General features: G+C 70.3%; 23 protein-coding genes. 9 read left to right on the top strand and 14 right to left on the bottom strand.

Features of this window, described 5'->3' with window-relative positions:
* The first annotated feature begins 18 nt into the window (after nt 1–18).
* Nucleotides 19–237: a hypothetical protein gene (locus B4589_RS07575; RefSeq protein WP_079233694.1), complete on the top strand. Its 219-nt coding sequence runs from the start codon at nt 19–21 to the stop codon at nt 235–237.
* Here B4589_RS07575 and B4589_RS07570 read toward each other — a convergent pair whose 3' ends face one another.
* The 3 genes from B4589_RS07570 to B4589_RS07560 all read right to left on the bottom strand — a co-directional run bounded on the left by B4589_RS07570 (nt 238) and on the right by B4589_RS07560 (nt 2,559).
* Nucleotides 238–1,200 carry a zinc-dependent metalloprotease gene (locus B4589_RS07570; RefSeq protein ID WP_079233693.1) on the bottom strand — a complete coding sequence of 321 codons (963 nt, stop codon included), beginning with the start codon at nt 1,198–1,200 and terminating at the stop codon, nt 238–240. It abuts the gene before it with no gap.
* Nucleotides 1,201–1,237: 37 nt separating this feature from the next.
* Complete coding sequence (locus B4589_RS07565) at nt 1,238–1,810, bottom strand: hypothetical protein (protein WP_176330505.1); 573 nt, start codon at nt 1,808–1,810, stop codon at nt 1,238–1,240.
* Between the two features lie 65 nt (nt 1,811–1,875).
* Nucleotides 1,876–2,559, bottom strand: coding sequence for a hypothetical protein (locus B4589_RS07560; RefSeq protein ID WP_079233691.1), 684 nt, complete (start codon nt 2,557–2,559; stop codon nt 1,876–1,878).
* Between the two features lie 143 nt (nt 2,560–2,702).
* Between B4589_RS07560 and B4589_RS07555 the strand changes: the two genes are divergently transcribed.
* Nucleotides 2,703–3,767 carry a M20/M25/M40 family metallo-hydrolase gene (locus B4589_RS07555; protein WP_079233690.1) on the top strand — a complete coding sequence of 355 codons (1,065 nt, stop codon included), beginning with the start codon at nt 2,703–2,705 and terminating at the stop codon, nt 3,765–3,767.
* Between the two features lie 78 nt (nt 3,768–3,845).
* On the opposite strand, the gene B4589_RS07550 is transcribed toward B4589_RS07555, so the two are convergent.
* The 3 genes from B4589_RS07550 to B4589_RS07540 all read right to left on the bottom strand — a co-directional run bounded on the left by B4589_RS07550 (nt 3,846) and on the right by B4589_RS07540 (nt 6,680).
* Nucleotides 3,846–5,603, bottom strand: coding sequence for a BCCT family transporter (locus B4589_RS07550; protein ID WP_079233689.1), 1,758 nt, complete (start codon nt 5,601–5,603; stop codon nt 3,846–3,848).
* Between the two features lie 349 nt (nt 5,604–5,952).
* Nucleotides 5,953–6,309, bottom strand: coding sequence for a CrcB family protein (locus B4589_RS07545; RefSeq protein ID WP_079233688.1), 357 nt, complete (start codon nt 6,307–6,309; stop codon nt 5,953–5,955).
* Nucleotides 6,306–6,680: a CrcB family protein gene (locus B4589_RS07540; protein WP_079233687.1), complete on the bottom strand. Its 375-nt coding sequence runs from the start codon at nt 6,678–6,680 to the stop codon at nt 6,306–6,308. The genes B4589_RS07545 and B4589_RS07540 overlap by 4 nt, the downstream gene beginning before the upstream one ends.
* Before the next feature lie 94 nt (nt 6,681–6,774).
* On the opposite strand from B4589_RS07540, the gene B4589_RS07535 reads away from it, so the two are divergent.
* Nucleotides 6,775–7,254: a 50S ribosomal protein L11 gene (locus B4589_RS07535; protein WP_079233686.1), complete on the top strand. Its 480-nt coding sequence runs from the start codon at nt 6,775–6,777 to the stop codon at nt 7,252–7,254.
* 28 nt (nt 7,255–7,282) lie between these two features.
* Here the strand turns inward: B4589_RS07535 and B4589_RS07530 are convergent, their stop codons facing one another.
* From B4589_RS07530 to B4589_RS07520, 3 genes are read right to left on the bottom strand one after another with little or no spacing between them, the layout of a single operon-like run.
* Nucleotides 7,283–7,576 carry a hypothetical protein gene (locus B4589_RS07530; protein ID WP_079233685.1) on the bottom strand — a complete coding sequence of 98 codons (294 nt, stop codon included), beginning with the start codon at nt 7,574–7,576 and terminating at the stop codon, nt 7,283–7,285.
* Between the two features lie 49 nt (nt 7,577–7,625).
* The gene (locus tag B4589_RS07525) at nt 7,626–8,291 is read right to left on the bottom strand and encodes a DUF2238 domain-containing protein (RefSeq protein ID WP_079233684.1); all 666 of its coding nucleotides are present in this window, start codon (nt 8,289–8,291) and stop codon (nt 7,626–7,628) included.
* Nucleotides 8,288–8,917, bottom strand: a complete 630-nt coding sequence (locus B4589_RS07520) for a hypothetical protein (RefSeq protein WP_079233683.1) — start codon at nt 8,915–8,917, stop codon at nt 8,288–8,290. The genes B4589_RS07525 and B4589_RS07520 overlap by 4 nt, the downstream gene beginning before the upstream one ends.
* 157 nt (nt 8,918–9,074) lie before the next feature.
* Here B4589_RS07520 and B4589_RS07515 point away from each other — a divergent pair, with 157 nt between their 5' ends.
* On the top strand, nt 9,075–9,254 hold the full coding sequence (locus B4589_RS07515) for an HVO_2753 family zinc finger protein (protein WP_079233682.1): 180 nt from the start codon (nt 9,075–9,077) through the stop codon (nt 9,252–9,254).
* 1 nt (nt 9,255) lies between these two features.
* Nucleotides 9,256–9,522, top strand: a complete 267-nt coding sequence (locus B4589_RS07510) for an elongation factor 1-beta (protein ID WP_079233681.1) — start codon at nt 9,256–9,258, stop codon at nt 9,520–9,522.
* Nucleotides 9,523–9,588: 66 nt separating this feature from the next.
* Here B4589_RS07510 and B4589_RS07505 read toward each other — a convergent pair whose 3' ends face one another.
* A complete protein-coding gene (locus tag B4589_RS07505) occupies nt 9,589–9,939 on the bottom strand; it encodes a DUF5518 domain-containing protein (protein WP_079233680.1) in 351 nt (116 codons plus the stop codon).
* Nucleotides 9,940–10,046: 107 nt separating this feature from the next.
* Between B4589_RS07505 and B4589_RS07500 the strand changes: the two genes are divergently transcribed.
* The 4 genes from B4589_RS07500 (at nt 10,047) to B4589_RS07485 (ending at nt 13,551) form a co-directional block, all read left to right on the top strand.
* On the top strand, nt 10,047–10,247 hold the full coding sequence (locus B4589_RS07500; RefSeq protein WP_079233679.1) for a dodecin: 201 nt from the start codon (nt 10,047–10,049) through the stop codon (nt 10,245–10,247).
* A 53-nt stretch (nt 10,248–10,300) separates the two neighbouring features.
* Complete coding sequence (locus B4589_RS07495; RefSeq protein WP_079233678.1) at nt 10,301–11,719, top strand: bifunctional UDP-sugar hydrolase/5'-nucleotidase; 1,419 nt, start codon at nt 10,301–10,303, stop codon at nt 11,717–11,719.
* Nucleotides 11,720–11,757: 38 nt separating this feature from the next.
* Nucleotides 11,758–12,177, top strand: coding sequence for a universal stress protein (locus tag B4589_RS07490; RefSeq protein ID WP_079233677.1), 420 nt, complete (start codon nt 11,758–11,760; stop codon nt 12,175–12,177).
* 63 nt (nt 12,178–12,240) lie between these two features.
* On the top strand, nt 12,241–13,551 hold the full coding sequence (locus B4589_RS07485) for a tripartite tricarboxylate transporter permease (RefSeq protein WP_079233676.1): 1,311 nt from the start codon (nt 12,241–12,243) through the stop codon (nt 13,549–13,551).
* On the opposite strand, the gene B4589_RS07480 is transcribed toward B4589_RS07485, so the two are convergent.
* From B4589_RS07480 to gltB, 4 genes are all read right to left on the bottom strand, one after another.
* Nucleotides 13,548–14,492 carry a metal-dependent hydrolase gene (locus B4589_RS07480; RefSeq protein WP_079233675.1) on the bottom strand — a complete coding sequence of 315 codons (945 nt, stop codon included), beginning with the start codon at nt 14,490–14,492 and terminating at the stop codon, nt 13,548–13,550. The genes B4589_RS07485 and B4589_RS07480 overlap by 4 nt on opposite strands.
* Before the next feature lie 54 nt (nt 14,493–14,546).
* Nucleotides 14,547–15,128 (bottom strand): mechanosensitive ion channel domain-containing protein, encoded by a 582-nt coding sequence (locus tag B4589_RS07475; protein WP_079233674.1) that lies wholly within the window; start codon nt 15,126–15,128, stop codon nt 14,547–14,549.
* A gap of 51 nt (nt 15,129–15,179) precedes the next feature.
* Nucleotides 15,180–15,488 (bottom strand): hypothetical protein, encoded by a 309-nt coding sequence (locus tag B4589_RS07470; protein WP_255246140.1) that lies wholly within the window; start codon nt 15,486–15,488, stop codon nt 15,180–15,182.
* 71 nt (nt 15,489–15,559) lie between these two features.
* A complete protein-coding gene (gene gltB / locus B4589_RS07465; RefSeq protein ID WP_079233672.1) occupies nt 15,560–20,068 on the bottom strand; it encodes a glutamate synthase large subunit in 4,509 nt (1,502 codons plus the stop codon).
* Between the last annotated feature and the right edge of the window lie 135 nt (nt 20,069–20,203).

Here is a 20,203-nt window from a genome sequence, read left to right as displayed (position 1 = left end):
TGAAACGGAGGGTTCGCGGTGGCGGGTGACCGGGACTACGGCTCGCTGGCGCTGCAGGTCGGGTTCGTGCTGATCATCGGGCTCTCCGGCGTGCTCGTGTCGATCCAGGCCGGCTCCGGCCCGCGGTTCGCGCTGCTGGCCGGCGTCGCGGGGCTGGTCGTCGGCGCCGTGATCACGTGGTTTGTCGTCCGGAACCTCCGGAAGGTCATGCCCGACACGACCGACCGCGAGTGGTAGCTACGCGGTCCGGGCGAGCCAGAGCTCCGGGTCGTCGAGCTCCTCGTCGGTCGGGAGGTTCTCGGGGCCGTCCCACACTCTCGCGGCCGTCTCCAACCCCTCCGCGTCGGCGACGGCGTTGAAAAAGTCGGCGCCGCGCTCGTACTGGCGGCGTTTGAGCCCGAGCCCGAGCAGGCGGCGGATCAGCTGATCCACGGGTCCGCCGCCGCCGCGTCGGGCGTCGATCTTCCGGCGCAGATCGTCGTACTCCTCGTCGAACGCGCGATCCATCAGCAGCTCCGCGTACCCCTCGACCGCCGTCATCGCGGCGTCGAGTTCGGCGAACGCCTCGCGGTCCACCCCGCCGGCGGAGAGCTCCGTGACCGTTTCGCGCATCCGCGATTCGAGGTACTCCGGCAGCCACTCGGCGGTACCGAACTCCGCGGCGTGGGTCACCTCGTGGAACGCGATCCAGCGCCGGAACCGCGGGAAGTCGACGTTCAGCTCCTCGGCGGTGCGCTCGATGTTCGGGTGGACGAAGTAGAGTTCGTGGGTCGGACCGCCCTCTGCTTCGGCGAGCAGGAGCGGGTCGTACTGCCCGAGCACGTTCCGCGCGAGGAAGGCAAGCGAGAACGACATCGAACCGGTGTTGACCACGCGGGAGGCGCCGGGGAACAGCGGCTGGTCGAACTCCTCGGCCATCGGTTCGATCAGGCGGCGGAACGTGTCGACGTTGGCGTCGATCCAGTGGTGGCGGTTCTGGAGCGAGATCGTCTCGGGCACGTCGAACGCGACGCCGCCGACCTCGCGGATCCGGTCGCGGGCGTCGCGGACGTCGGTCGCGTACCCCTCGCGGTCGGCCGCCGAAACGTCGAGCGAGCCCGGGTCGGTCCCGGATTTGGCGGCCTCGGAGACGGCCGCCCAGTCGACGACGCCGTCGCCGGAGGCCGAAACCACGGCGTCGACGCTGCGGAAGAGATCCATACCCGTCCCTCGGCGGGCGGCGGGCAAAAACCCTCGCTCAGTCCTCGACGACGATCTCCTCGCTCCCGCTCAGCAGCTTCTTCACGGCCAGCGCGAACAGGAGCAGCAGCACGGCAGCGCCGGCGAGAAGGGCGGCGAGGCCGCCGTCCGTCTCCTCCTCGGGACTGGTGATCTCGATCGGGACGGAGTCCTCCTCGGGGTCGTCCGTGCTGCCCCCGAACTCCTCCTCGACGTCGTCCGTGCTGCCCCCGAACTCCTCCTCGACGTCGTCCGTGCTGCCCCCGAACTCCTCCTCGACGTCGTCCGTGCCGTCCTCGACCTCCCCATCGATGTCGTCCAGCGCGTCGAACCCCTCCGGCTCGACCCCGTCGAGCAGCTTCCGGACGGCGTAGGCGAGGCCGGCGAGGGCGCCGAGCCCGAGCAGCGGACCGAGCACGCCCGGACCGGAGTCGTCGCTCGACTCCTCGATCGTCTCGGCCGTCGACGTGTCCGTCGTCTGCGAGTCGTCGGTCGCCTCGTCCAGTTCTGTCGCGTCACCCAGGCTGCGCGGGCCGAGCTGGAAGCCGTCGTGGAAGTGGAACTCGAAGAACGTGAACTGTTTGTCGGACATACGTGGTCGTTGTGGTGGCGTGGGCAAAGCCGTTGTGGGGGCGGGCGGTCGCGCTCGGTCGCCGCCTACGCGCTCTCGGCAGTGTCCCGGCTCCGGAGCGTCGTCGCCGACCGGCGGAGGACGCTTCCGAGCAGGAAGCCGGCCACGGCGATCGGGATCCCGAACGCGAGCGCGAGGAGCGTCGCCGTCCCGACCGCGTTCGGGAGCGAGACGACCTCGGCACCCCAGGTGTAGGTGACGGTCGTGCCGTATCGGGTGACGGCGGCGCCGAATATCGGGGCGCTCACGAGCAGCGTCGTCGGGAGCAGTCCGGAGTTGACCGCCGCGCTGGCGGCCGCGAGCAGGAGCAACGCGCCGAGGGCGGCGAACACCGCAAGCGAGGGGTCGGTTCCGAACCACGTCCCGCGGACCCACGCGACGAGGCTCTCGTAGCCGACCGTCGAGCCGACCCACCACGCGACGGCGAGTGCGAGCACCGGCGCCGACAGCAGGGCGACGAGCGATCGGTGCGTTCGCCGGCCGAGCAGGAGCTCCCGAAGCGGTCCGGTCACGAACCGCTTGCCCGGACCCGAGAGCAGTTCGCTTGCCCGTCGGCTCCCGCGTTTCCAGCGGCTGCGAAGCTGGTGTGTGAGGCGGCGGAGCAGGCTGTACGCCGAACTCGCGGTCGCCGCGAACCGGCTCAGGAGGAACGCGAACGTCGAGACGGCCGTACCCGTGGCCGACTGGAGGGACTGTCGATCGGGGCGCATACTACCCACTCTCGGCCGGTAGGACTTAATCGTTAGCGAAAATTCCGATTCGATCCGACACGTTCCCGCCGTCTGGTCCGCGGAGCGACCGGAACCCGGCGGCTACCGTCGGACTCATTGGCCTCGACTTCGAGAGCCAGCGCATGGACGACAGCCAGCGGGCGTTCCTCGACGAACTGCTCACCACCCCGAGCCCCTCAGGGTTCGAGACGCGCGGCCAGCGGGTCTGGGTCGACTACGTTTCCGAGTTCGCTGACCGCGTCGAGACCGACGCGTACGGCAACGCGGTCGCGGTCCACGAGGGCGACCCGACGGTCGACACCGAGTTCGCGGTCGGCGGCCATGCCGACGAGATCGGCTTCATCGTCCGGGACATCGTCGACGACGGGTTCCTCCGAATCGCCCGCGTCGGCGGCTCGGACCGCACGGTCTCGAAGGGGCAACACGTCACGGTTCACGCCGACCACGGGCCCGTGCAGGGCGTGATCGGCCAGACCGCGATCCACCTGCGCCAGGGCGACGAGGAGTACGAGGACATCAGCGAGCAGTTCGTCGACGTCGGCGTGGCGGGCGAGGAGGACGCCGAGGAGCTGGTCTCCGTCGGCGACCCGGTGACGTTCTCCTCGGGGATCCAGGAGCTGGCGAACGGCCGGATCGCGGCCCGCGGCGTGGACAACCGCGCCGGGACGTGGGTCGCCGCCGAGACGCTGCGCCGGGCGGCGAACGCCGGCGCCGACGCGACCGTCTACGCCGTCTCGACGGTGCAGGAGGAGGTCGGCCTGAAGGGCGCCCGCATGATCGGCTTCGACGTCGATCCGGACGCGTACGTCGCGGTCGACGTGACCCACGCGACCGACAACCCCGACGTGGCCGGCAGCGCGCGCGGCCCGGTCGAACTCGGCGAGGGGCCAGTCGTGGGGCGGGGGAGCGCGAACCACCCGACCCTCGTGGAGTTGGCCCGTGAGTCGGGGGACGCCGACGGCGTCGACCACCAACTGCAGGCTGCAGGGAGCCGGACGGGGACCGACGCCGACGGCGTGTTCACGCAGAAAAGCGGTGTGCCGTCGCTGAACGTCGGGATCCCGAACCGCTACATGCACACGCCGGTGGAGGTAGTGGATCTCGCGGATCTGGACGCCGTGGCGGCGCTGTGTGCCGGGATGGCCGAGCGGGCCGGCGAGCACGCGCCGTTTTCGGTGGCGATCTGAGTCTCGGTCGGCGACCTCACCGCCTTCGCTCACCCCTGACAGGGTCGTTCGTCGAGGGTGGGGGCGTTCACGAATCCTTCAGTCGTCCCCGTCCGACGAACTCCGCTGGATGTCGGTCACGACCTCCGACCGGGAGGTGTCCACGTCGACCTCCGACTCGGTGACGTCCTCGTCGGTGATCTCCTGTACGCGGTTGACGAACTCCTCCGACTGCAGGAGTTCGTACTCCTTGTCGAGGCCGAGGTAGAGCGTGTAACACATCACGACGAGGACGATGGCGAACGGGAAGCCGGTCGCGATGGCGGCCGTCTGCAACGCGTTGAGGCCGCCGCCGTACAGCAGCAGGGCGGCGACGCCGCCCTCGGCGGACGCCCAGAAGATGCGCTGGATCTTCGGCACGTCGCGTTTGCCCCCCGAGGTCAGGTGGTCGACGACAAGCGACCCCGAGTCAGAGGACGTGACGAAGAACGTGACCACGAGCAGGACGGCGAACAGCCCGGAGATAGCGCCGAACGGGAACTGCTCGAGCAGGGCGAACATCGCGACGGTCTGGCCGGCCTGGTCGTAGGCCGCGAGCACCGCGCCGTTGCCCTGCAGGGAGTTGAACAGCGCGCTCCCGCCGAAGGTCGCCAGCCACAGCGTGGAGAACACGGACGGGATGACGAGCACGCCGACGACGAACTCCCGGATGGTCCGTCCCTTCGAGATGCGCGCGATGAACGTCCCGACGAACGGCGACCACGCGATCCACCACGCCCAGTAGAACACCGTCCAGGTGTTGACCGTCGACTGGCCGCCCCCGAGCGCGCCCGTGAAGAACGCGAGTCGCGGGAGGGATCCGAGGTACGACCCGAGCCCCTGCACCCAGGCGCCGAGGATGTAGACGGTCGGCCCGACGAGGAGCACGAACCCGAGCAGCGCGAGCATCAGGTAGACGTTCAGCGTGCTCAGGCGTTTGACGCCGCCCTCCAGGCCGGCGGCGACGGAGGCCGTCGCGATGGCGGTGATGGCGACGATGAGGAATATCTGTGGGCCCGTGCCCGTCGGGACGCTCGCGACGCCCAGTACGTCACCGAGGATGTACGCCAGTCCGGTGTTGATCTGTTTGACGCCGAGGCCCAGCGATGTCGCGAGGCCGAACAGCGTCGCGAACACCGTCACGAGGTCGATGAGGTGGCCGGGCCAGCCGTAGATGCGTTCGCCGAGCAGCGGCCAGAATATCGACCGGAAGGTCAGGGGGAGGCCCCGGTTGAACGAGAAGAACGCCAGCCCGAGGCCGACCAGCCCGTAGACCGCCCACGGGTGGAACCCCCAGTGGAAGAACGTCTGTGTCATCGCGGCGACGCCGGCCTCCCCGGTCCCCGACTGGGTGCCGTAGAACCCGGGGGTGGCCGAGAAGTAGTTCAGGGGTTCGGAGACGCTGAAGAACATCAGCCCGATGCCCATGCCGGCGCTGAACAGCATCGCCATCCAGGCGAAGTCGCTGAACTCCTTCTCGGCCTCGACGCCGCCGATCCGGATCTGCCCGTACTTGCTGAACGCGAAGAAGAGCAGCGCCCCGATGAACACGTTCACCGAGAGCAGGAAGAACCAGTCGAACGTGTTCTCGAAGAACTTCCGGACCGCCATGTACACCGTCGCCGCCTGGTCGCCGAGGACCAGCGTGGCGCCGACGAACAGCGCGATGATCAGGAGGGCGACCGGGAAGACGACCGGATGGACGTCGAACCCCCACTTCTGGATGTTCGTGTCACCCGGTTCGCGCTCGGACTCGGGGTGGAACAGCTCCGTCTGGAGCCCCTCGGTCAGTCCACCCTGCTCGTCGCCGTCAGCCATCCCACACCCCCGGCGGCTGCCGTTCTCGTCGGTCGGTCCTTCCCTCGGCTGCGCGATGCGACTGTCGAGTCGTGGACGTGCGTTCGCCGTCGTGTAGCATCCGTTGACTACGGTCCGTCGTGTCCCATCGATCGACTGCGGTGATCGACTGAACGTTAGTGCACTCCGTCGGAACCCGGACGGTGGAAGCTGTCCGATCGGTCGTCGCGTGAAGTGCAGTAGCCTTTCCTCACGGTTGTCTGTTCGACACGGTTGAATGTACCGTATACGGACTCACCCGGCTAGTTCGGACGTCACGGGCGGGTCGGCTCGCTCCATCCGTCCGACAGCACGCGGAAGAACGGTCGGCTCAGCCGACGAGCAGCCACGCGATCCCGAGTGCGACGCCCGCGAGCACCAACGTTCCGCCCGCGTAGCCGGCCGCGACCGCCCGGTCTCCCCCCTCCCACGCCCGCACCGTCTCCACCGAAAAGGAGGAGAACGTCGTGAACGCGCCGCAGGTTCCGGTGCCGAGCAGGAGCAGCGCCTCGTCGCCCGCCCCGGCGAACGTGAGCAGGCCGAGCGCGAACGTCCCCAGCGTGTTGACCGCGAGCGTCGACGCCGGGAACGGTGCGTCGGCGTCGGCGAGCAGTTCACCCGCCGCGTATCGGAGGACGGCGCCGACGGCGCCGCCGAGACCGACGAGAATCGGCGCGGATGCGATCACGCGTTCTCACCCCCGACGAGGCGGCGACCGGCCGCCAGTCCGACCCCGGCGGCCGCAAAGCCCAGCGCGTAGTTCGCGAGCACGTTCCCGACGACGAGCGCGGGGCTGCCCGCGAGAGCGGACTCGACGGCGAACGTCGAGTACGTGGTGAACGACGAGAGAAACCCCGTCGCGAGCGCGGCGCGGGTAGCGGGCGTCAGGCGGCCCGCGGCGACGGTGGCGACGACGGCGCCGAGCGCGAACGCGCCGAGGACGTTCGCCGCGAGCGTGCCGCCCAGTGCCGGGAGGGCGACGGCGAGCAGCCAGCGCGCGTTCGCGCCGGCGAACCCTCCACCGGCGACGAGCGCGATCGTCCGGGCGCGGGCGGCCATCCCGCTGTGCTGCGGCGGCGAGGGGCAAACCGCTGTCGCTCCGGGCCGAGGCAGGAAAGAAACCGTTTTACGGGGCGCCGGGCACCTTTCGGGTATGGCTGGAACCATCGAAGTGCTCGTCGCGGGCGGCGAGGCCGACCCTGGCCCGCCGCTCGGCCCCGAGCTGGGTCCGACACCCGTCGACGTGCAGGCGGTCGTGCAGGAGATCAACGAGGAGACCGACGCGTTCGACGGGATGGAGGTCCCCGTCACCATCGACTACGAGGACGACGGCTCGTTCTCGATCGAGGTCGGTGTCCCGCCGACGGCGGAGCTCGTCAAGGACGAGGCCGGCTTCGACACCGGCTCCGGCGAGCCCCAGGAGGATTTCGTCGCGAACCTGACCGCCGATCAGCTCCGAAAGATCGCCGAGCAGAAGTCCTCGGACCTGCTCGCCTACGACACCAAGAACGCGGCCAAGGAGGTCGCGGGCACGTGTGTCTCGCTGGGCGTCACCATCGAGGGCGAGGACGCCCGGACGTTCAAGGAGCGCATCGACGCCGGCGAGTACGACGAGCAGTTCGCCGAAGCGTAACGCGGTTTCTCTCTCCGTTTTCGACCCGCTACAGCGACGCGTCGGCGCGCCCCTCGCCCCACGCTCGCCAGCGCCGCAGTAGGTTCCTCCCGAGCAGTGCGCCCGCCGTCAGGAAGCCGGCGGCCGAAAGTAGGTTCGCCGGCAGCGACCCGAGGTAGCCGTTCGCCCCGGCGAGTTCGGCGGCGTAGCCCACCGCGGCCGCGACGGCGACGAACGGGGTGGGCGAGCGTTCACCCGCCGCGTCGCGCCGGACGGCGACGGCGGCGGCGCCGATACCGACGGCGAGGACCGCCCCGATCCAGAGAAGCGCCGTGTCGACCATGTACTCTCGTACCGCGGTCGGCGAGAAAACTCTTCGGTCGCCCCGGCCGCTACTCCGTCTCCCTGCTCGCGCCGAGCCGTTCGGTCAGCGACTCGGTGAGGCCGGTGAGGTACGCCGTCCCCCAGAGCCCGACGACGATGCCGCCCAGCGTGTCGAACAGCAGGTCCTTCATCGTGTCCTCCAGCCCGTACTGGGTGAGCACCCGCGGCGCGCCCGTCGCCTCGGCAGCCAGCGCGATGGCGAACTCGATCACCTCCCAGAACACGCCGAACGACATGGTGAACAGCAGGATGAACACGACGGTGAACCGCGGCGGGAACCGGACGGCGTCGGTGTGTTCGTCGAGCGCGCGGACGGTGACGTACCCCGCGCCGGCGACCAGGCTGGCCGAGAACATATGCGTCATGTGGTCCCACCACCAGATCGAGCTGTACGGGTGGGCCTCGGCGCCGGGGAGGCCGACCGTGCCGAACCCGTGGAGGAACACCGCGAGCGTGATCCAGAGCACAAGCGCCGGGTCGAGCTGGATGTCGTAGTCACGCTCCAGCAGCGCCGGCACGTACGTGATCACGAAGCCGACGCCGGCGTTGACCATCACGCCGACGCTCCCCTCGTAGAAGCCGACGGCGATCATGCCGAACAGGCCGTACTGCATCGCCTGGGCGGCGATCCGCTGGTGACGCTTGGTCAGCCCGAGTCGGTCGCGGAGCTTCACAGTCGCTCACCCCTGCTCGACGTACGCGGTCCGTTCCGCCCGTTCGCTCGCCGGCGGAAGTAGAAGGTGAACAGCAGTGCCGAGAGCACGCCGGCCAGCGTGGCGGCGGTGAAATCCCACATCAGCGCCTCCTCGGCGTGGGGACGATCCAGGAACTCGGTGCGGAGGTAGATGTCCGAGAGCCACTGTGCGACCGCCCAGATGCCCGCCGCGGCGGTGGTGGTGACGACGACGAACACCGTCGCGAACGCGTCGTTCATCCGGACCGGCGTGAACCGATCGAGCAGCACGGCGACGATCAGCGCCACCGCGGCAACGGCGACGAACGTCATCACCCGCCCGGTGAGCGTGATCTGCCCCACGGTCCGCCCGGCGACGAACACCCGACCGGCCATCGGTAGCGCCGCCAGCGCGAGCAGCTCCCACGGCAGCATCGCCTCCCGATCGCGGTGCAGCACCGCCGGCATCGCGCCGAGGGCGACCACACAGAGCACGAACCCCGCCCAGACGATCACGCCCGTGGCCAGTTCGACGGCTGCGGCCGCGAAGAGGAACAGGAGGATCGCCCACGAGAGCAGCGCGTTGCTGCGCTCGTCCTCGACGAGCGCCAGCCCCGATGTATCCATACTCACGCTGTTCACCGGTACGGACAAAACGTTTCGGCCCCGCTCCCGTCGGGGGCCAGCGGGCCGGGGCGCCGACGGTACACCCCCGCGCCGAGCGGTTCCACTCCCTCGGGCGGGGAAGGTAACGGTTAAACGTCGCGCGCCCGCCTTTCGGGACATGAGCGAAGCAGAAACGAGACAGGAGCGCTCCTGTGTCTCCTGTGGGATCTCCGTCACGGGGACCAACGCCGCCCGGTTCAAATGTCCCGACTGTGGCACCGTCATCTTCCGGTGTGCGAAGTGTCGCAAGCAGAGCAACCTCTACGAGTGCCCGGACTGCGGGTTCAGGGGGCCGTAACATGGGCGACGTCGCCGCCAAGATCAAGGTGATGCCGGAGAGCCCCGAGCTCGACCTCGACGAGCTCGAGGACCGGCTCGAGGACGCGCTGCCCGAGGGCGCCGAGATCCGCGGGTTCCAGCGCGAGGACGTCGCGTTCGGCCTCACCGCGCTGCTCCCGACGGTCGTCGTCCCCGACGACGCCGGCGGCACCGAGGCCGTCGAGGAGGCGTTCCGCGACGTCGAGGGCGTCGAGAGCATCGACGTCGACTCGGTCGGCCGCCTGTAAGGCCGTCCCCTTCTCCCGCCGTTCGCGACCCGCCAGCGGCGCGGCTGTCGATCGATCAGCGACCGCTCAGTCGCGGAGTTCCTCGGCGAGGTAGACGCCGACGATGCCGCCGACCGTCGAGAGCGCGACGGTGTAGACGACGACGAACAGCACCCCTAGCAGCAGGAACGCGATGCCGCCGGCGAACGCGTCGCCGAATCCGAGCAAGGCGAAGAGGAACCCGCCGAGTAGTACCACCACACCCGCCATCGGGAGCGCGGCGAACAGGCCCGCGAGCGCGCCGACGCGCCCGCCGTCCCGACGTTCGAGGTAGCCCGCGGCCGCGCCGCCCAGCAGCGGCGAGAGCCCGAGGAACGAGAGGACCACGGTCACGGCGGCCCCGATCAGGGCGTTGACGTAGCTGTTGTCGGTTTCCATAGCCGACCGTTGGACGGAGGGAAGCAAAAACTATCGCCACCGACGGCGCTCGTGCGGTCGTCTGACGGCCACCCAGTTTATGTGCTCGCTCCCCGAACCTGGACGTGATGGTCCACAAGAAGATCACCCTGATCGGATCGAGCAGCGAGAGCTTCGACGACGCGGCCGACAACGCGATCGACCGCGCGGAGGACACGCTGGACAACGTGAAGTGGGCTGAAGTGCAGGAGCTCGGCGTCGAGGTCGCGAGCGTCGATGACCGGGAGTACCAGGTCGAGGTCGAGGTCGCGTTCCAACTCCAGGACTGACGGCCCGCTCCCGACGGCTTCTTGCTTGCCGGCCGTTTCTTCCCGCGTACTCGATGGTTCGTCTCCTCCACTACTCAGATATCGAGAACCTCTACGACGACGCCGAGCGGGCAGGCCGGTTCGCCGGCCGCCTGCGCGAACTCGACGGCGACGACGCGCTCGTGGTCGGCACCGGCGACAACAGCGCGCCCGGCGTGGTGTCGCTGGCCGCGAGCGGGCGGCAGGTGCTCGACTTCGCCGACGCGGCCGACACCGTCGCGGACACGTTCGGCAACCACGACTTCGACTACGGCCCCGACACGACCCGGCAGATCGTCGCCGACAGCGCCTTCACGTGGGTCAGCGCCAACGCCCGCGACGAGGACGGCGAGCGTTTCGGCGCCGACGAGGGCGTGGTCCCGTGGACGATCGAGGCGGCCGACGGCGAACGCGTCGGCTTCTTCGGCCTGACCGACCCTGCGACCGACTCGATCAACCCCGCCGCGGCGCCGCTCACCTTCACCGACCCGTACGAGGCTGCCGAGGAAGCGGTCGACGAACTCCGCGCGGCGGGGGTCGACTACGTGGTCGCGCTTTCGCATCTCGGCGGCGGCGACGACGAACTCGCCCGCCGGGTCGACGTCGACGCGGTTCTCGGCGGCCACGTCCACAGCGTCCGCACCGAGTACGTCGACGGGACGCTCTGCACCCGCCCGGGCGTGAACGGCCACGAGTTCGTCGAGGTCGAACTCGGGGCGAACTCGCCGGCGGGCGGCGCCGGCGATGGAGTCTCGGACGCACGGGGCGACGGCGGCAGCGCCGCGAGCGCGCGCGTGATCGATCCCAGTGACGGTCCCGTCCACGAGGAACTGACCGACGCGCTCCGGCGGCGCCGCGAGGCGGCCGGCCTGAACGAGACGGTCGCGACCGTCGACGAGCCGCTCGAACGCACCGACGAGACGACGTTCGGCGGCGAGTCCCGGATCGGCAACTTCGTTGCCGACGCCTACCGTACCGCGGCCGACGCCGACGTGGGGCTCCAGAACGGCGGCGGGATCCGTGAGGGGCCGCCACTCCAAGGGGAGGTAACGCTCGCGGATCTGGTGAGCGTGCTCCCCTTCGAGGAGCCCGTGGTCGTCGTCGAGCTCACGGGCCGGGAGCTGCTCGAAGCGTTCAGCGAGGCCGACGGCGCCGAACTCCAGTTCGGCGAACCCCACTGGTGGCACGCCCACCTCAGCGGCGCCAGCCTGCGCTGGGACGACGAGGCGGGCGAACTGCTCGACGCCCACGTCGACGGCGAGCCGATCGACCCCGACCGGCGCTACACCGTCGCGACCGCGGAGTACCTGCTCCACTCCGACCACGAGTTCCCGACGATCGAGCAGCGCCACCGCGCGGGCGAGGTCGGGATCCAGCACGACGTGCTCGCCGAGCACGCCCGCAACGGCGGCCTCGACGTCGCGGTCGAGGGGCGCGTGACGTTCGACTCCTGAGCGGTACGCATTTGTCCGCCCCCGTCGCAGTGCTTCCCATGACGCTGGTCGTCGTCCCCGTTCGGTACCCGCTCTCGAAACACTCGAAGGCGACCTTGGGGGAGGCCGTCCGGATCGCCGAGGAGCGCGACGCCGACCTGACGGTGCTGCACGTCGACCTGTTCCAGAACAACCACAACGTGAGCCGGGTGGATCTCAAACGCGAGGTCGAGTCCGAGGTCGGGCAGATCGACCGCGCGCGCTACGTCGTCCGGCAGGGGTTCCTGGTCGAGGAGACGATCATGGAGGAGGTGGCCGACGAGGACGCCGACGTGGTAGTGATCGGCTCGAAACAGGCCGGCCGCTGGCGGAAGATGCTGAACCGGCTGTTCGAGTCGCCCGACGTGGGCCGGTATCTGGAGGAACAGCTCGACTGTACGGTGATCACTGTCTCCGCGGAGGGGGAGACGATCCAGTGAGGGCCGGACGGCATCGTCGACACCCCGAAGTTGAAGTAGGGTGACGGGACCACTCCTGCGCGGATGTGGTCCCCGCCGCCGCTCACCCACGCGCTCGTCGATCTCCTCGCAGCCGCGGCCGGCGTGCTCGGCAGCGTCGCGGGCGTCCCGCTGGGCCCCCGGGCCGACACCGCCGCGCTCGTCCCCGTCGCGCTCGCGACGGTCGCGGGCTGTCTGCTCGGCACCTGCTCGGGGCTGGTGCCGGGGCTGCACGCGAACAACTTCGCACTGCTGTTGGCGGGTGCGGCGCCACAGGTCCCGCTCGATCCGCTGGCGCTCGGCGCGGCGATGCTCGCCGCCGGCGTCGTGCACACGTTCCTCGACATCGTCCCCTCGCTCGCGCTGGGGGTGCCCGACGGCGCGATGGCTGCGGCCGCGCTCCCGGGCCACCGGCTGGTTCTCCGGGGCCGCGGACGCGAGGCACTCCGACTCTCCGCGCTGGGGTCGGGTGCTGCGGTCGCCGTCGCCACGCTGCTGGCGTTCCCAGTGACGTGGGCGATGCTCCGGCTGGCGCCGCTGCTGACTCGGTGGTTCCCGCTGGTCGCCGCGGCCGTGCTCGCCGTGCTGCTCGCCACCGAACCGTCCCACAGCGCGCGGCTGGCCGGCCTGCTCGCGTTCGGGGTGGCGACGGCGCTCGGCGCAGCAGTACTCGGCCTCTCCCTCTCGGGACCCATCACGGGCGGCGTGCTCGCCCCGCTGTTCGGCGGGCTGTTCGGCGCGCCCGTGCTGCTCGACGCGCTCCACGGCGGCGGCGTCCCCGAACAGGACGACGCCGCGCTCGCGATCCCGCCGCTCGACCTGGGGGTCTCCGCAGCCGCGGGCGGGTTCTCGGGGGCGGCGGTGGGCTACCTCCCGGGCGTCTCGGCCGGCGTCGCCGCGACCGTCTCGCTCCCCGCGGTGCCGGCCCGCAGCGACCTCCGGGGGTTCGTCGTCGCCACCAGCGGCGCGAACAGTTCGACCGCCGTGTTCTCGCTGTTCGCGCTGGTCGCGCTCGGCGCGCCGCGATCGGGCGTCCTCGTCGCCGTCGACGACGCGGGGGTGCCGCTGTCGCTCTCCGTGCTCCTGCCGGTGGTCGTCGTCGCGGCCGCGACGGGGTTCGTCCTCGTCGGCCTACTGGGTGACGCGGCGTTCCGGGTGGTGTCGCGACTGGATCAGCGACGGCTAGCGGTCGCCGTCCTCTGCCTGCTCGTCGCCCTCTCGGCGCTGTTCGCGGGGCCGGCGGGGGTCGCGGTGTTCTCGCTCGCGACGCTGGTGGGGCTGATCGCGGTCCGGATCGGCGCGCGTCGGGTGTACCTCATGGGGGTGTTGCTCGGCCCGCTGGCGCTCGGCCTCTAGAGCGCGACGTACGCGACGGCGTAGGCGGCGCCGGCGAGCGTCACCGCCGCCAGCCCCGTGAGCGCGGCGCCGACGGCGTCGGGAGGCTCGATCTCGACGTCCGGTAGGCGGACCCGGGGGACGACGCCGATCATCCCCACCGAGAGCACGGAGAACACGAACGGGTAGGAGAACTCGAGCGTCGGTGCGGGGATCGCCAGCGCGGCCAGCGCGTAGCCGGCGCCCGCGACGGCTCGGAAGTCGATCGCATCGCGGATCGGCCGTTCGAGCAGCCACATCGCTACCAGCAGCCCGGCCCAGATCGCGGCGAGTTCGACGCCGAACGCGCCGAGCAGGTGGAGCGTCGGGTCCGCCGAGAGCGCGACGCGCTCGGTCACCAGCGGCGCCGACAGCGGGTAGAGGAACGCGGGCGGATCGCCGGTCGCAAGATCGCCGAACGGGTGTGAGAGCAGGCCGACGAGGGCGACGGCGAACGTCGCCCGGGCGCCGAAGGTGGTGTAGCGCCCCACCCCCTCGGCGACGAGGGCGGCGGCGATCACGAACACGGCCATCACGGCCCCGCCGAGCGCGCCGCTGACGGCGGCGGCGACGGCGGTCAGCCCCCCACCGAGCAGGATCGCGACGCTGAGCCACGAGTGTGTGCTGTCGCGTCGCCCGTGCAGCCACGCGGCCGCGAGCGCGGCGGCGACGGGCGCGACCAGCAGCGAGTGAGTGATCGTGCGGTGGACGGCGGTGCTGGCCGCCCAGAACGATTGGACCGTCCCCATCACGCCGCCGTCGGCGCCGACGAGCCCGACCAGCGCGTAGGCCATGTCCACGTCGGGCACCGCCGCGAACGCCGCGGCGACGATCCCTAGACGGAGGGCGGTCCGGCGGTCGGCCAGCAGCGCCGCTGCTCCCCCTACCAGCGCGAACGCCAGTAACGCGTGGCCGACGAACATCGGCCGAGATTCGCGACTCGCGGTGATAAGTCTCCCGCAACCCGTGCTATCGGGTTACACGGTCCGTTCGTCGCCGTCGGTCGTCGTGGACTCGAGATCCTCGTCGAGTCGGGTCCACTTCTTCTCGATCTCGGCGTTGCTCCGGACCACCGTGTCGCCGTTCTCGTCGTCGAACCGCGTCTTGCGGAGCTCGATGGCGCGAACCGTCCCGGTCACGTCGCCGGCTTTCACGCGGTCGCCCGGCGCGAAGTCCGGGTCGCGGATGAGGTACACCCCGGCGACTGCGTCGGCGATCATGTTCGACAGCGAGTAGGAGACCCCCAGCGCGAGGAAGCCGGCGGCGGTGCCCATCGAGGCGGCGATCTGGTCGAGGCCGACGATCGAGAGGAAGGAGAGGCCGATCCCGAACCAGAGGAACGCGGCCACGACGGCGCCGATGAACCGCCGGTACACCTCGTCGTCCTCCGGGAGCGTTCGGCGGAGGAACCCGCGGAGCACCGTCATCACGAGTTTCGCGAGGATCCCCGCGAGCACGAGGAAGATCAGCCCCGCGAGGATTCGCGGGATCGCGGCGGTGATGTCCCCGACGAACCGGTCGATCCCCTCCTCGACGATCCCGAACTGGAGCGCCAGCATAGGCTACCACTCGGCTGTCGCGCGTAAAAAGGTGGGAGCAGCGGCAGTTAGCTATGCTGCTTTGTGCACTTCGTACCCGCCGTCGTCGTCGACGCCGATGATCGCCAACTCCCCGTCGGGCGACCGTTCGGCGAGGTGTTCGTCGAGTTCGTCCACGCATTCGGTCCACGTTACGAGGCATTCGAGGCCATACTCTCCGTCGAACTCGACCGGCCGGGCGGCATCCTCCGCGCAGAGTGTCCGTACCCGGACGGACCGCCACTTCCGCTCCGCGACGAACTCCGGTCCGTCGCCGGAGACGGCGTAGCCGAGGCGTTCGAAGACGCTCCGTGCTTCCTCGTTCGGTGGAACCGTACGCACCATGCAGGCGACAGTTGGGCGGGAACCGTGTTAAGCGTGTGGGTAGTTACCACGCGAACCGGCCGACCGGCTCAGTCGCCCGTCGACGCGGAGCGTGGCGGACGCGTCGCGGCGTCGGCGACGGCCGCCGGCGGGCTGTCGCGCACGTCGGCGCGACCCTCCTCCTCGATCACGCGGCTGTACGCGTCGGGCATCACCTTCGTGAACGCCGCGAGGGTGGCCTCCCACTCGTCGAGCAGTTCGCGGCCGCGCTCGCTGTCGGTGTGGGCGACGTGGTTCTCGACCAGGCGCCGGAGCACGCGCTCGTCCTTCTCGCTCGGGGTCGAGAGCGTCACCATCCCCGTGTTCGCGCGTCGTTCGAGGTCGCCCTCGGGATCGTACACGTAGGCGACGCCGCCGGACATCCCGGCGGCGAAGTTCTTGCCCACGTCGCCCAGCACGGCGACGATGCCGCCGGTCATGTACTCACAGCCGTGGTCGCCGACGCCCTCGACGACCGCCGTCGCGCCGGAGTTGCGCACCGCGAAGCGCTCGCCCGCGGTGCCGTTGACGTACAGTTCGCCGTCGGTCGCGCCGTACAGCGCGACGTTGCCCGCGAGCACGTTCTCCGTGGGGTCGAACGCGGCGTCGTCGGGCGGCTGGACCACTAGCCGGCCGCCGGAGAGCCCCTTCCCCACGTAGTCGTTGGCGGCGCCGGTCAGCCTCAGCGTCACGCCCCGCTTCAGGAACGCGCCGAAGGACTGGCCCGCGGTGCCGGTGAGGTCGGCCCGGATCGTCCCGTCCGGAAGGCCGTCGAGGCCGACCTGTTGGGCGATCTCGCTCGACAGCATCGTCCCGACCGCGCGGTCGGCGTTCGTCACGTCGCGGTCGATGTGGACCGACTCACCCGACTCGATGGCTGGCTCGGCGGCGTCGAGCAGGTCGCGGTCGTAGTGGTCGTCGACGCCGGGGTGGGTCTGCTCCTTCACCTTGCGCCGCGGCTCGGGGCCGGGGTCGGCCAGGATCGGCGAGAGGTCGAGCTGGCTCGCCCGCGGGTGGTCGGTCTCGGGCTGGGTCAGCAGGTCGGGCCGACCGACCATCTCGTCGAGCTCGGTGAACCCCAGCTCGGCCATGATCTCCCGCAGGTGGCGCGCGACGAACGTCACGTAGTTCACGACGTGGTCGGGCTCGCCCGGGAAGCGGTCCCGCAGATCGGGGTCCTGCGTGGCGACGCCGACCGGACAGGTGTTCTCGTGGCACTGACGGGCCATCACACAGCCCGAGGTGATCAGCGACGCCGTGCCGAACACGTACTCCTCGGCGCCAAGCGCGGCGGCGACGGCCACGTCCCGGCCGGTCTTGAAGCCGCCGTCGACGCTGACCCGGATGCGGTCGCGCATCCCCGTCTGCCGGAGGAACTGGTTCGCCTCCGCGAGGCCCAACTCCCACGGGAGCCCGGCGTTCTTGATCGACGTTTTCGGCGACGCGCCGGTGCCGCCGTCGTGGCCCGAGATGTGCAGCACGTCGGCGTTGGCCTTCGCCACGCCGGCGGCGATGGTGCCGATGCCGTCCTCCGACACCAGCTTCACGTTCACGTCGGCGTCGGGGTTGGCCGACTTCAGGTCGAAGATCAGCTGTTTCAGGTCCTCGATCGAGTAGATGTCGTGCAGCGGTGGCGGCGAGATGAGGCCGACCCCCGGTGTCGCGTGGCGCACGTGGGCGATCATCTCGTTCACCTTGCTCCCCGGGAGGTGGCCGCCCTCGCCGGGCTTCGAGCCCTGGGCCATCTTGATCTGGAGCTCCTCGGCGCTCGCGAGGTAGTCGGCGGTGACGCCGAAGCGGCCGGAGGCGACCTGCTTGACCTCGCAGGCGCGCTCGGTGTCGAACCGCTCGGGCGGCTCGCCGCCCTCGCCGGTGTTGGCTTTCCCGCCGGTGCGGCTCATCGCGATCGCGTTGTTCTCGTGGGCCTCCGGCGAGAGGCTGCCGAGGCTCATCGCCGCCGTCGAGAACCGTTCGACCAGCGACTCGATCGACTCGACCTCCCCGATATCGACCGGCTCGCGGTCGCTGTCGAACGCGAGCAGGCCGCGCAGCGTCTCCGGGCCGCGCTCGCCGCCCTCGACGAGCTCGGCGAACTCCTCGTAGATTCCGTAGTCGCCCTGCCGGACCGCCTGCTGGATCGTGCCGACCGTCTTCCGGTTCCAGCCGTGACGGATGCCGCCCGTGCGGCTCTCGTACTCGCCCTGGCGGTCGAGTTCGGGGTCGCGGTCGAAGCCGGCCGCGTGGCGCGCGCGCAGGTCGTCCTCGATCCCGTCGAGGTCGATCCCGCCGGTGCGGATGCGGGTGCCTTCGAAGTACTCCGCCACGAGGTCGTCGTCGAGCCCCAGCGCCTCGAACCGCTGGGCGCCCTGGTAGCTCTCGACCGTCGAGATCCCCATCTTGGCCATCGTCTTGAGCAGGCCGTCCTCCAGCGCCTCGACGTAGGCGCCGATCGCCTCGTCGCGGTCGGCGCCGTCGGGACCGGCGACGGCGTCCTCGATGGTCTCGTAGGCGAGGTACGGGTTCACCGCGCCCGCGCCGTAGCCCACGAGCGTCGCGAGGTGGTGGACCTCCCGGGGGTCGCCGGACTCGACGACGATGCCCGCGTGGTTCCGGAGGCCGTTCCGGACCAGCGAGTGGTGGACCGCGCCCGTCGCGAGCAGGCTGGGGATCGCCAGCCGATCCGGCCCCAGCCGGCGGTCCGAGAGCACGACGATGTCGGCGCCGTCCTCGATGGCGGCGGTCGCGTCGGCGCGGAGGTTCTCGACGGCCGTCTCGAGGTCGGTGTCGGGCTCGAACGTCGTGTCGACCACCGCCGAACCCAGTTCGCCGTCGCCGTCGAGATCCTTGATCCGCGCGGTCGTGTCGTCGGTCAGCACGGGGGAGTCCAGCACCAGCTGTCGGGCGTGCTCGGGCGTCTCGTCCAGTAGATTGCGCTGGTGGCCCAGCCGCGTCTCCAGCGAGGTGACCAGCTCCTCCCGGATGTAGTCGATCGGGGGGTTGGACACCTGCGCGAACAGCTGTTTGAAGTAGCTGAACAGCGGGCGCTCGTGGTCAGCGAGGGCGGAGATCGGCGTGTCGTCGCCCATCGATCCCACGGGGTCCTTCCCCTCCCTGGCCATCGGCTCGATCATATGCTCCAGTTGGTCGTGGGTGTAGCCGAACGCGGCCTGTCTGGCCCGGAGCGGACCGCCGTCGCCCCGCGGCGCGAACGACTCGCGTTCCGGAAGCTGTTGCTGCTCCCGTTCGACCCACTCGGCGTAGTTCTCGTCGGCGAGGTCGTCGAACACCTCGTCGTCGGGGACGACCCGGCCCTCCGCCGGGTCGGCGACGAGCAGTTGCCCGGGCGAGAGGCGCTCGCGGCGTTCGATCTCGGCCGCGTCGACGTCGAGCGCGCCGACCTCCGAGGAGATGATCAGCCGGCCGTCGCCCGTCACGTCGTAGCGGCAGGGGCGCAGCCCGTTGCGGTCCAGCGCCGCGGCGACTTTCTGTCCGTCGGTGGCGACGACGAGCGCGGGGCCGTCCCAGGGTTCGATCAGGCTGGCGTGGTAGTCGTAGAACGCCGTGCGTTCCGGCGGCATCTCGTCGTCGCCGCGGTACGCCTCGGGGATCAGCATCCGCAGGGCGTGCTCGACGCTGCGGCCGGTGCTGGTGAGCAGTTCGAGCGTGTTGTCGACGCTGGCGGTGTCGGACTGTTCGGGGTCGTCGACGATCGGTTTCAGCGTCTCGAGGTCGTCGCCGAACGCGTCGGCCGCGAGGTCGGTCTCGCGGGCGCGCATCCAGTTCACGTTGCCCTGGATCGTGTTGAACTCGCCGTTGTGGACGATCCCCCTGTAGGGGTGGGCGAGATGCCACGCACCCAGCGTGTTCGTGGAGAACCGGGCGTGGACCAGCGCGATCTCGGACTCGACGCGCTCGTCGGTGAGATCCGGGTAGTACTCGGGAAGCTGTTCGCTGGTGAGCAGTCCCTTGTACACCAGGCGTTCGCGGTCGAGCGAGCAGACGTAGAAGCGCTCGGCGCCCGGCACGTCGGCCTCGGCGATCGCGTGCTCCGTCTCCTTCCGGGCGACGTACAGCGCGCGGTCGAACTCGTCGACGTCGAGGCCGTCGGGCGCGACGAACAACTGCCAGACGTCCGGTTCGGCCTCCAGGGCAGTCTCGCCCAGATCCTCGTTGTCGGTGGGGACGTCGCGCCACGCGATGGGCTCGATCCCGTTGGCGGTGAGATGCTCTTCGAAGCGATCCATCAGCGACTCGCGGGCGGCGGCGTCCTCGGGCATGAACACGCTCCCGACCGCGTACGTCTCCGGGAGGTCGGCGTCGAGGACGCCCTCGAAGAAGCGGTCGGGCCGCTGGAGCATGATCCCGGCGCCGTCGCCGGTGTCCGCGTCGGCGCCGGTCGCGCCGCGGTGTTCGAGGTTGCCGAGCAGTTCCAGCGCGTCGGCGACCGTCCGGTGGGACGGCCCGCTCTCCAGATCGACGACGGCGCCGACGCCGCAGTTCGACCGCGCCCCGGACGGGTCCGCGAGGCGGGCGGTTCGGTTCGTGGTACTCTTTGACACGGTTGTATGTGAGAGTATACCGCATCGTTTATTACTCTGTCCCTCGTAACACTCCGAACTTTCGTGAAAGACTCCCGGAGCGGCTCGCACACCGCCGAAACGTTCATGTCCGTGTGTGGTGTTATCACGGATGAC

This window comes from Halolamina sp. CBA1230 (assembly GCF_002025255.2).
Lineage (GTDB): Archaea > Halobacteriota > Halobacteria > Halobacteriales > Haloferacaceae > Halolamina.
The sequence above is the reverse complement of the archived record's forward strand: the minus strand, read 5'-3'. Positions and strand labels throughout refer to the sequence as shown.

Bases quoted from the DNA above. Each gene is read 5' to 3' on its own strand.
- B4589_RS07570 (WP_079233693.1), bottom strand. From the start codon at position 1,200: ATGGATCTCTTCCGCAGCGTCGACGCCGTGGTTTCGGCCTCCGGCGAC.
- B4589_RS07565 (WP_176330505.1), bottom strand. From the start codon at position 1,810: ATGTCCGACAAACAGTTCACGTTCTTCGAGTTCCACTTCCACGACGGC.
- B4589_RS07560 (WP_079233691.1), bottom strand. From the start codon at position 2,559: ATGCGCCCCGATCGACAGTCCCTCCAGTCGGCCACGGGTACGGCCGTC.
- B4589_RS07555 (WP_079233690.1), top strand. From the start codon at position 2,703: ATGGACGACAGCCAGCGGGCGTTCCTCGACGAACTGCTCACCACCCCG.
- B4589_RS07550 (WP_079233689.1), bottom strand. From the start codon at position 5,603: ATGGCTGACGGCGACGAGCAGGGTGGACTGACCGAGGGGCTCCAGACG.
- B4589_RS07540 (WP_079233687.1), bottom strand. From the start codon at position 6,680: ATGGCCGCCCGCGCCCGGACGATCGCGCTCGTCGCCGGTGGAGGGTTC.
- B4589_RS07535 (WP_079233686.1), top strand. From the start codon at position 6,775: ATGGCTGGAACCATCGAAGTGCTCGTCGCGGGCGGCGAGGCCGACCCT.
- B4589_RS07530 (WP_079233685.1), bottom strand. From the start codon at position 7,576: ATGGTCGACACGGCGCTTCTCTGGATCGGGGCGGTCCTCGCCGTCGGT.
- B4589_RS07520 (WP_079233683.1), bottom strand. From the start codon at position 8,917: ATGGATACATCGGGGCTGGCGCTCGTCGAGGACGAGCGCAGCAACGCG.
- B4589_RS07515 (WP_079233682.1), top strand. From the start codon at position 9,075: ATGAGCGAAGCAGAAACGAGACAGGAGCGCTCCTGTGTCTCCTGTGGG.
- B4589_RS07510 (WP_079233681.1), top strand. From the start codon at position 9,256: ATGGGCGACGTCGCCGCCAAGATCAAGGTGATGCCGGAGAGCCCCGAG.
- B4589_RS07505 (WP_079233680.1), bottom strand. From the start codon at position 9,939: ATGGAAACCGACAACAGCTACGTCAACGCCCTGATCGGGGCCGCCGTG.
- B4589_RS07500 (WP_079233679.1), top strand. From the start codon at position 10,047: ATGGTCCACAAGAAGATCACCCTGATCGGATCGAGCAGCGAGAGCTTC.
- B4589_RS07495 (WP_079233678.1), top strand. From the start codon at position 10,301: ATGGTTCGTCTCCTCCACTACTCAGATATCGAGAACCTCTACGACGAC.
- B4589_RS07490 (WP_079233677.1), top strand. From the start codon at position 11,758: ATGACGCTGGTCGTCGTCCCCGTTCGGTACCCGCTCTCGAAACACTCG.
- B4589_RS07485 (WP_079233676.1), top strand. From the start codon at position 12,241: ATGTGGTCCCCGCCGCCGCTCACCCACGCGCTCGTCGATCTCCTCGCA.
- B4589_RS07480 (WP_079233675.1), bottom strand. From the start codon at position 14,492: ATGTTCGTCGGCCACGCGTTACTGGCGTTCGCGCTGGTAGGGGGAGCA.
- B4589_RS07475 (WP_079233674.1), bottom strand. From the start codon at position 15,128: ATGCTGGCGCTCCAGTTCGGGATCGTCGAGGAGGGGATCGACCGGTTC.